Below are 10426 nucleotides of genomic sequence, written 5' to 3' on the forward strand. Positions count from 1 at the left end.
ACGACGAGGGCGTCGCGCTCAGGACCGGCCGAGGAAGGCCAGCAGGCGGTCCAGCGGCCAGGTGTTGATGACGTCGTCCGTCGTCAGCCAGGCGCGCTGGGCCAGGCCGACGCCGAACCGCAGATTGCCCAGGTGCGGGACGGCGTGCGAATCGCTGTCGATGGAGAACTTAACCCCGTGGTGGCGCGCGAGGCGGATCAGATCGGACGACAGGTCCGCGCGGTCGGGGTAGGCGTCGATCTCCATGACGGTGCCGGTGCGCCCGGCCGCCGCGAAGACGGCCTCCCAGTCGGCGTCCACCGGCGGACGCTTGCCGATCTTCCGCGTGGTCGGGTGGCCGATGATCTGCACGCCCGGGTTCTCGCAGGCGGCGATGAACCGGCGGGTCATCTCGTCCCGCGACTGCGTGAAATGCGAGTGGACGGACGCCACCCGGACGTCGAAACCCTCCAGCACCTCCAGCGGCCAGTCGACCGTGCCGTCCGGCGCGATGTTCAGCTCGGTGCCGTGCAGCAGCCGCATGCCCGGATACGACGCCTGAAGCCGGTACAGCTCCTCGCGCTGCTCCAGCGCCTTGTCCAGCGTCATGCGCTGCATGAACAGATTGGGCGCGTGGTCGGTCACCGCGTAGTACGCGTACCCCCGCTTGGAGGCCGCGTCCAGCATCTCTTCCAGCGTCGCGATGCCGTCGGTCAGGTTCGTGTGCGTGTGCAGGTCGCCCTTGACGTCCTCGACGGTCACCAGCTCGGGAAGCTCGCCGCGCAGCGCCGCCGCGACCTCGCCGCCGTCCTCGCGCAGCGGCGGCGGCACCCATTGCATGCCGAGCGCCGCGTAGATCTCCTCCTCGGTCTCGGAGGCGATGACCTTCTCACCCTCGAACAGCCCGTACTCCGACAGCTTCCAGCCGCGCTTCACGCACATCTCGCGCAGCCGCACGTTGTGCTCCTTGGAGCCGGTGAAGTACTGCATCGCCGCGCCCCACGACTCGGCGGGCACCACCCGCAGATCCACCTGGAGGCCCGCCGTCGTGCGCACCGACGTCTTGCGCTCGCCGCTCGCGATGACCTCCGCGACATACGGCTGCTCCTTGAACACCTCCATGATGCTCTGCGGGCCGACGGCGAGCACGTCGATGTCACCGACGGTGTCCTTCATGCGGCGCAGCGACCCGGCGTAGGCGATGCGCTCGGCGGGCAGCGAGGCCAGGACGCGCTCGGCGAGATCCATGGCCACGCCGAGGTGCACCCGCTCACCCGCCTGGCGTAGCTGCTCGATGCCCTTGAGCAAATTCCCCTCGGTCTTGGCGCCGAAGCCCTTCAGCCCGGTGAGCCGGCCCTCGCGGATCGCCTCGGCCAGCGCCTCCGGCGAGTCGATGCCGAGCTCGTGGAACAGGAACACCGCCTTCTTCGGGCCGAGCGAGGCGATGCGCGTCATGCGGCGCACCCCCTCGGGCACCTGCGAGCGAAGGTCGTCGAGCTGGCGGAAGGCGCCCCGCTGAAGGAACTCCTCGACCTTCTTCGCGATGGCCTCGCCGACCCCGGGCACCTTGCGGACGTCGACCCGCGAGATGTCCTCGGGGAACCCCGCGATGGCCTTGGCGGCCTTCTGGTAGCTGCGCACCCGGAAGGCGTCCCCGCCGGTCATCGCGAACAGATCGGCGTATTCTTCCAGCGCCGCCGCGGCCTCGTCATTCGCCCGTCCCATGCGCCTCAGCTTACGGAAACCCGCCGACAATCCGCGGCCCCGACTCCCGGCGACGACCGCCAACGCCGACGACCCCATTACCTAGGCGAGCAGACGGCACCGGAGGGAGGCAGGGCCCGTGTCGTCAGGTACCGATCGGCGTACCCGGTGACGCACGAGTTCTTGGCGCGCAGATAGACCACGTGCACGGGACCGTCGTAGCGGACGGCGGCCGAGCGGGGCACCTGCCGGACCAGAAGCGAGGTGACGGCGAAGTCACGGTCGCCGCCGAGCCCGAGCACCGGGGGCAGACCAGGGGGAAGGCGACGCGGCGCCGCCACCGGCCGGTGCCGCCAGCCGGAGCAGGCCAGGGCCTCCAGCCCGGTGCCGACACCCCCGCCGAAGTCCGGAGAGAGCCGCTCGCTGTATCGCCGGTCGCTGACGAGGGCATCGTACCCAAGACGCACCAGACCGTCCGGGCAGCGTGTCGCCGCCGCGCCCGGGGAGCTCCAACTCGCCGAGATGCCCAGGATCTGGTCGCCGAACCAAGTGAAGTCACCCTCGTTCGCCGCCGCCAGCGCGCCGGCGAACTCCGCGAAGCGCTCCGGCACCGCGAGGACCAGCCGGGCCATCGCCTTGAGATGCAGATCGGTCAGCCGGATCGTCCCCCGGGCGGAGGTGTGGGTCACCGGCTCGCGCTCGGTGCTCCCGATCAGGTCACGCCAGACACCACGCATGTCACGCCCACGCAGCGGGCAGGCGCCCTCTCCCGCGCACCAGGAGGCGAACCGCCTGAACGCGGCCTCGGTGGCGCGCAACTGAACGCGTTCCATGCCACGCCAGCCTGACGCCGGGTCGGGGGTGCTGTCGAAGACGGCGGCACGGACGCGGCCGGGATACAGACGCGCGTAGGCGGCGGCCGGGACCCCGCCGTAGGACAGCGCCATCAGGTTGAGCCGATCCTCGCCGAGGGCGATCCGAAGGGCCTCCATGTCCTTGGCCACCGACACGGAGTCCAGGTGGTCGGCGAGGCCGAGCGTGTCGTCGCGGCGACACCGCTCCACCAGGCTTTCCAGCGCCGCAGCCTGGCTCTCGTACGCGGCGCGGTCCCCGGGGTCCCCGAGCGGCCGCCCCGGAACACCGCACGAGGGCGGCAGATGGCGTCCCGCCACGCTGGTGCGCGGGTTATAGCCGACCACGTCGAACCGGCGGCGCAGCCCGGCGAACGATTCCGGTGCCGCGGCCAGGACGCCCTGGATGCCCGGACCGCCGTCGGGCACGGTCAGAACACTCCCGAGGCGGCCCGCCGGATCGGTGGCGGGCAGCCGGGCCACATCCAGCTTGATCCGGGCACCCTGGGGCGCGGCCCAGTCCACCGGCACCTCGATCGTGGCGCACTCCATGCCCGCAGGGCCGGGACAGGCACTCCAGGCAAGCTCGCCGACCGGGCTCGCGGCGGATCCGGTGCGGGCAGAGGCGGAAACGGCCTTCGCCATCGCCGGCGCAGGCGCCACGGCCAGGCCGACAAGCACGGACAGAACCGGCAGGAACGTGCCGGAAAGAGGGAGTCGGAATCGCGTCCAGAGGGACGGACCGGGGCGTTCTGTGAAGATCATGCGCCCACCGTAGAGATCACGGTCCGCTCGGCGACATGGTCGTGGCCTCTCGAAACACGGTGGGGAAAACCCCACCCTCCTCCTTGGCCCAGTCGTCCCCACGGGACTCCCGCGCCGAGATGGCCTGGCCGAACAGGCCGGCCCTACCGTGGCGGGCCGACCCCCCGGGGGAGCTCAGTGGCGGACGGCCCGCGGGCGGTAGGGCTCGGTGAGGAACGCCAGCTCCTCGTCCGACAGGGGCAGGTCGACGGCCGCGACCGCGTCCTCGATGTGCCGGTCCTTGGTGGCGCCGACGATCGGCGCGGTGAGGCCCGGCTGGTGCAGCAGCCAGGCCAGGGCGACCTGAGCGGCGGGCACGCCGCGCTGCTTGGCCGTCTCCGCCACCCGGTCGAGGATCTGCCGGTCGTTCTCCGGGTCGGTGTACAGGTACTCGATGCGGGGGTCGGTCCCGGCCCGGGTGGTCGCCTCGTCCGACCCGGCCCGTGCCAGCACGCCGCGCGCCAGCGGGCTCCAGGGAATCAGCCCCACGCCCTGGTCCAGGCACAGCGGGATCATCTCCCGCTCCTCTTCTCTGTAAAGCAAATTGTAATGATGAATCTCAGGCATGATGTGCATCGGAGGTGCACAGGATGTCTGAGATTCCCCCCGTCCCTGTCGTCTCGTACGCCCGTATCTCGGCTGACGTCAGGCGTGACGAGCATGGCGTTCAAGACCAGCACAGGGTCAATCGGGAGACCGCTGAGCGGCACGGCTGGACCGTCGTCCACGAGTTCACCGACAACGACAAGTCGGCTGCGAAAGAGGGCGTTGTCCGTGATGAGTTCGAGGCGATGCTAGGCGTTCTACGTGCGGGAAAGCTGCCGAACGGCGAACCTGTCCAGGGCGTGGTCATCGTCGCGGAGGACCGGCTCGCTCGTCGTCCGGGTGACTATGAGCGCTTCGTGGAGGCGATCACCTACCTCGACGGTCGTGTGTTCGCCGATGCTCGGGGCAGCAAGGACCTGTCCAGCGAAGATGTCGAGAGTATGGGCCTGTTCGGGGCGGTGATCTCCAAGATGGAGGTAAGGAAGATGCAGCGTCGCATGCGACGCTCACACCGGGCCCGTGCTGAGGAGGGCAGGCCAGCGGGCGGCGGGCCGCGTCCCTTCGGCTGGCGTGAAGACCGCTTCACTGTGAACGAGGAGGAAGCCGCAGTCCTTCGGCAGGCCGCGAAAGACTTCCTCGGCGGGCGCTCGCTTCACTCGATCACTCGGGAGTTGCAGGCTCAGGGGGTCAAAACCTCACTCGGCAATGACTGGAGCGTGCGATCGCTCAAGGTCGCCTTGATGAACCCCCGTATGTGCGGGCTGCGGGAGCTCGGCGGTGAGCTGGTTCGTGGTGCCGATGGTGAGCCGATCCAAGGCAAGTGGGCCACCATTCTCACGCGGGAAGAGTGGACCGCCATCCGGGCCGTCTTCAACGCCCGTAAGGGCCACTTCATCACCAGAGACATGGAGATCGGCAGGGCGCATCCCCCGGACTACCGGGACCCGGCCTATCTGCTGTCGGGAATCCTTCGATGCGGACGCGTGGGCGAGGACGGCAAGATGTGCAACACCCCCATGCGCGTCAACGTGCGAAAGAGCGCGAAGCACCACGATTACGTGTGCCGGAGCAAGGCGGACGGGGGCTGTGGGCGGTGTAGTCGTCGCGGTGACCTTGTCGACCTCTTCGTCTCTGAGGCGGTCTTGGCGAAGCTTGATGAGGCGACGTTCACCGACTCATCGGATCAGAGCGACTCGCAAACTGAGGAGCGTCTCAAAGCCGCACAAGAGCGGTTGGATGAGCTGACCAACCAATGGAACATGGGCAACATCGGTAATGAGTTGTTCTTCAAACTCGCCCCTGGCCTAGAGCAGGAAATCGCGCGGCTTCGCGGAGAGGTGAGCAAGATTTCCGCTTCGGCGGAACTGCGGCGTAGGCGAGCGGTCACCGACATGGCGGAGATCCGGCGGCGGTGGTACCTGCCAGAGTCAGAGGGAGGTCTACCGATCTCAACAAAGCGGACATACATCCGCGAGGCGTTGCACACTGTGATCATGCGTCCCGCAGGGAGGGGGCAAAAGAAGTTCGATCCTGATCTTCTAGAGCCTGTCTGGCGGGAGGACTGACGAGACGTCCAAGACGTCTCCGGCTTGCCAGGGCGCTGTAACCCTTACTTCCGGTGACAGCGCCCTTGCCATGTGCCTGGGAAAGGGGGACGTCTGCGGACGTCATGGGACGCTCGTGGACGCTGCGGGACGTAGATGGAAAGTCCCTGGTTCGCCCCCTGCTGGGAACTTTGACCTGGCCTTACTCGTTGTCGGCATGGTAGATCTGAGTACGTCCACGCCACCCGATCACGAGAGACAGGAACAGCGAGAAACCGGCACGCGATACGATTCGGCGCGAATAAACTACCGGGAATACTAAAACATAAATACATGGTTGCCGTTCCGCTGGATGTGCCCGGCCCAGCGGTAGGCCAAAAAATTGGCGCGCCAACCGGTCTATAAAACATCGCGCATAAACTTACAAACACTCCAAATTGCTCTCGCTGAAAGCATCATCGTCACATCATGCCGCTTCTTTGGCATGCCGCGATGGTGCTTTCTTCTTCCCGTGCGTCGGTGGCTCCCTGCGGCGAAAGGAGCCCCCCGCTGGTACCCGATGCGTTGGTGCCTAATCTCGCGCTTGCTCAGGAGTGGGGCAAGCGCAAAGCCACTGAATCCCCCCGGTGGTCCACCGACAAATGGCGGCGCGTTGCTGCCGTCTTCGGCGTCGAAGTGAGTGCGAACCACGTTCCCAACCCCGTGCTCGACCCGAACGGGAGGGTCGCGTGAGCGAGGTCCCCGGCTTCTCTCCCGAGATCTACGCCGCTGCTCAGCGCGCTGCCATGCCGGACTTCGCCCGGTGGCAACAGATGGTGCGCGGCACTGGTGGCTGTGCTGAGCCGATCCGGCTTCAGGGTCACCGGATCACCTTCGACTCTGCTCTAGAGGTCCTGGATGTCTACCGGACGGCTGATGAGCCAACCGGGTACCTGCTCACCGCGTGCGGCAACCGTCGCGCGTCCCGGTGTCCTGCCTGTGCGGAGGTCTACCGGGACGACACCTATCACCTGATCCTGTCCGGCCTGCGGGGCGGCAAGGACGTCCCGGAGGACGTGAGCGCGCATCCCCGGGTGTTCGCCACCTTCACGGCCCCCTCGTTCGGCGCGGTCCATGCTCGTCGTGAGAGGGACGGCAAGGTGCTGCCGTGTCGTCCCCGGCGGGACAACCCGGTGTGTGAGCACGGACGGCCGCAAGGCTGCGGCGCACGCCATGAGGAGGATGATCCCCAGGTCGGGCAACCGGTCTGCGTGGACTGCTACGACTACGCGGGCGCGGTGCTGTGGAACGCCCATGCGGGCGAGTTGTGGCGGCGCTTCACTCAAGCTCTCCCTGCCGTCTTTGCCCGCCAGCTCGGCATCACGCGCGCGGAGCTACGACGGCGGCTGCGGCTGTCCTACGCCAAGGTTGCCGAGTATCAGGCGCGGGGCTTGGTCCACTTCCATGCCGTGATCCGGCTGGACGGACCGGACGGCCCCGGGGCGGCCCCCCCAGGCTGGGCCAGCGTGCCCCTACTACAGGCGGCCATTGGGGAGGCTGCGGCGTCCCTCTCGGTCCCGGTGCCGGAGGACGGTGCCTCGTTCGTCGCTCGCTGGGGCCGGCAACTCGACGTCGAACCCATCTACGTCTCTACCTCGCTGGAAGGGATCGCAGATCAGCGGGTGGCCTCCTACATCGCCAAGTACGCCACCAAGGGCGCGGAAGCCTCCGGAACGGTGGACCGGCCGATCCGGCAGATGCGTGACGTCGCCTTCCTGGACGTCACCGAGCACGCCCGGCGCATGATCTACACGTGCTTCGTCCTGAACGACCTTCCCGAATATCGGCTCATCCCGCTGCGGCGGTGGGCCCACATGCTCGGCTACCGGGGGCACTTCTCGACCAAGAGCCGTCACTACTCAACGACCCTGGGCACGCTGCGGCAGGCTCGGGCCGACTATCAGTCGGAAGAGGCGCGCAAGCGTCGGGGGCTGCCCGATCCGGCCGAACGGCAGACGGTCACGGTCGGGGAATGGCGGTTCACTGGAAGCGGCCACCGGGACGGGGAACGGTTCTGGGCTGAGCTGGCACGGCAACGCATCTCCACAGCTCGGCAGATCGCACGGCAACAGGCTCGGGAACAGTCGCCCGGCTGATGGCGGGCTATCCCCGTGCGGTAGTGGTGTGGCCGGCGCCAATGCGAAGCACCCCGAAGGGGCCGCGAAGCGGTTGGGGCCGGCGACACCGCGACGGGAACAGAGACACCGACGCGCATGAGCGCGGGTCTTTTCCCCGGCGGCAAGGGGCCTGCCTGGTGGTCCCGTCTGCCGTCATCCCGCCTCGGAGGGGAAGCGGGCCAGGGCCAGGGGCACAAGACGCAGCGCCCTACCGGACGAACGGTCTTGTGCCCCTGGCCCTGGTCTGCTTGGCTCTGCCCGGGATGACGGCGCACGGGATGGGCAGGCTTCCACAGCAACCCGTTACGGACCTTCGGCAACGCTCGTGCCAGTCCCGGAGCCGAATCCCCCGCCGGAGGCATTTCTAGCAGTTAACTAGCCTGCGGCTTTCATGGCGAATTTGAGCCAGCTTGATCGTTTACATGAGAAAAGTGCCTTTGAACTGGGAGGATAGGGCTTGTCTAGGGTCCAGTCCACGCCAGTTCAGAAGGCACTTTTCACGTGAAGACTATCGTCTCCCCGCGCAAGATCGTGGCGTCCGCCGACGCATCCGGACTCATCTCACAGGCCGGCGCGCTGCTTCTATTGGAGACGTTGCGCGTCACCGGTCTGCAGCGGGCGCTATCGCAGCAGTTGCAGCGATGGCGACCCGCGCGGGCCATCCACGATCCCGGCAAGGTCATCACTGATCTGGCCATCACTCTCGCCCTGGGCGGGGACTGCCTGGCCGACATCGCGATGCTGCGCGCCCAGCCGCAGATGTTCGGCCTGGTGGCCTCCGATCCCACCGTCTCCCGGCTGATCGACCGGCTGGCTGCCGACCCGGCCCGGGCATTGAAGGCCATCCGCGCCGCCCGTGCCGCCGCGCGTGAGCGGGCCTGGGCCTTGGCTGGAGGTGATGCGCCCGGCGCCGATGGCGATCTGATCCCCATCGACATCGACGCCACCATCGTCACCGCCCACTCCGACAAGCAGGATGCGGCGCCGACCTGGAAGAAGACCTTCGGCTTCCACCCGATGACGGTCTTCGCCGACCACGGCCCCGCCGGCGCCGGCGAATCATTGGCCCTGCTGCTGCGCCCCGGCAACGCCGGGTCCAACACCGCCGCCGACCACATCGACGCCACCTCACTCGCCCTGGCCCAGCTTCCCAAGCAGCGCCGTCGCAAGGTGCTGATCCGCACCGACTCCGGCGGCGGCACCCATGAGTTCCTGTCCTGGCTGACCCGGCCGGGCCGGTGGCTCGCCTACTCGATCGGGTTCACCCTCACCGCCGACATCGGGGAGGCGATCCTGGCCCTGCCCGCCGATGCGTGGACGCCCGCCTACGACGCCGACCGGCAGGTGCGGCCCGGCGCCTGGGTCGCCGAGCTCACCGGCATGCTCGATCTGTCGGCCTGGCCGCGCGGGATGCGCCTGATCGTCCGTAAGGAGCGCCCGCACCCCGGCGCCCAGCTGCGGTTCACCGACCTCGACGGGCACCGCTTCACCTGCTTTGTCACCAGCACAAAGCAGGGTCAGCTCGCCGATCTGGAGCTGCGCCACCGCCGCCGTGCGCGTTGCGAGGACCGCATCCGCGCTGCCAAGGACACCGGCCTGCGCAATCTGCCGCTGCACGACTTCGCTCAAAACCAGATCTGGTGCGAGATTGTCGCGCTGGCCTGTGAACTGCTGGCCTGGATGCAGATGCTCGCCCTGCACGGCGTCGACGCCCGCCGGTATGAGCCCAAGCGCCTTCGGTTACGCCTGTTCGCCGTCGCCGGCCGGCTGGTTCGCGGCGGCCGCAGGCTACGACTACGCATCGCCGCGCGCTGGCCCTGGGCCGGCTGGCTCACTGCCGCCCTCACCCGGCTCCAAGCACTGCCCACACCGACCTGACCAGCACAAAGCCGCCCCAACAACCAAGAAAGGACATCCCGGGCCCGTGGAACCCCGCCCACCCGGCGCGACAGCCGGGCCACCGGGCTGACACGACGGCGAATTCAACACCCAGCCGAACCGCTCAGCTGACCAAACGAAGATCGTGAGTAACTGGTTACGTCTTTCGTGAGGCTGTCCGATTTGATCGGCAGTGCGTGATCCGCGATCATCTGTCGGGTGTCCACGTCCTCCGTGCCGAAGCCGTCGTACGACGAGCTCGCAGCGCTGGTGGTGCGGTTGGACACGGCGCTGGAAACCACGCGCAGAGAACTGGCGGACACACGGGCTGCGTTGGACAAGGCGAACGCGCGGATCGCGGATCTGGAGGCCCGGCTGGGGCTGAACTCGGGTAACTCCTCCAAGCCGCCGAGCTCCGATGGGCTGGTCAAGCCCGCGCCGAAATCGCTGCGCAAGAGCGGTCAGCGGAAGCCGGGACGTCCGAAGGGAACCCCGGGGGCTACGTTGATGCAGGTCGATCGGCCTGACATCCGCCTGCGGCACGAGCCGGAGCGGTGCCGAGGCTGCGGGCACGACCTGGCCGGCGCGCCCGAGGCCGGCGTGAAGCGCCGGCAGGTGTTCGATATCCCGCCGGTCACGGTCGAGGTGACCGAGCATCAGCTGATCGAGCGGCGGTGTGGGTGCGGGGTCGTCACCCGCGGCAGCGCCCCGCAGGAGGTGACGGCGCCGGTGCAGTACGGCTCCCGGATCACCGCGATCATCGTGTACCTGTACATGGGGCAGTTCCTGTCCAAGGACCGCACCGCCAAGGCCCTGGAGGAGTTGTTCGGCGTTCCGATCTCGGGCGCGAGCGTGCTGAACATGGCCGGACGAGCCGCCGGGCGGTTGGAGGGGTTCCTGGCCCGCGCCTGTGAGGAGATCGCCGCGGCCCCGATCGCGCACTTCGATGAGACCGGGTTCCGCG

7 protein-coding genes are annotated in these 10426 nt (G+C 68.2%); 4 read left to right on the forward strand and 3 right to left on the reverse strand.

Annotation, left to right across the window (positions count from 1 at the left end; all coding sequences use genetic code 11):
• Positions 1 to 18: 18 nt before the first annotated feature.
• The 3 genes from polX to AB0M95_RS05255 form a co-directional block, all read right to left on the reverse strand.
• A complete protein-coding gene (polX, locus tag AB0M95_RS05245) occupies positions 19 to 1704 on the reverse strand; it encodes a DNA polymerase/3'-5' exonuclease PolX (protein ID WP_363759763.1) in 1686 nt (561 codons plus the stop codon).
• Between the two features lie 77 nt (positions 1705 to 1781).
• Positions 1782 to 3299, reverse strand: coding sequence for an alpha/beta fold hydrolase (locus AB0M95_RS05250; protein WP_363759766.1), 1518 nt, complete (start codon positions 3297 to 3299; stop codon positions 1782 to 1784).
• A 174-nt stretch (positions 3300 to 3473) separates the two neighbouring features.
• Complete coding sequence (locus AB0M95_RS05255; RefSeq protein ID WP_363759769.1) at positions 3474 to 3881, reverse strand: aldo/keto reductase; 408 nt, start codon at positions 3879 to 3881, stop codon at positions 3474 to 3476.
• Positions 3882 to 3928: 47 nt separating this feature from the next.
• Between AB0M95_RS05255 and AB0M95_RS05260 the strand changes: the two genes are divergently transcribed.
• The 4 genes from AB0M95_RS05260 to AB0M95_RS05275 all read left to right on the forward strand — a co-directional run.
• Complete coding sequence (locus AB0M95_RS05260) at positions 3929 to 5449, forward strand: recombinase family protein (protein WP_363759772.1); 1521 nt, start codon at positions 3929 to 3931, stop codon at positions 5447 to 5449.
• Between the two features lie 707 nt (positions 5450 to 6156).
• Positions 6157 to 7563, forward strand: a complete 1407-nt coding sequence (locus AB0M95_RS05265) for a replication initiator (RefSeq protein ID WP_363759775.1) — start codon at positions 6157 to 6159, stop codon at positions 7561 to 7563.
• Between the two features lie 522 nt (positions 7564 to 8085).
• On the forward strand, positions 8086 to 9462 hold the full coding sequence (locus AB0M95_RS05270) for an IS1380 family transposase (RefSeq protein WP_363759778.1): 1377 nt from the start codon (positions 8086 to 8088) through the stop codon (positions 9460 to 9462).
• 219 nt (positions 9463 to 9681) lie between these two features.
• On the forward strand, positions 9682 to 10426 hold a 745-nt coding region (locus tag AB0M95_RS05275), incomplete at its 3' end, for a DUF6444 domain-containing protein (protein ID WP_363759781.1).

The organism is Sphaerisporangium sp. NPDC051017 (assembly GCF_040683095.1).
Lineage (GTDB): Bacteria > Actinomycetota > Actinomycetes > Streptosporangiales > Streptosporangiaceae > Sphaerisporangium.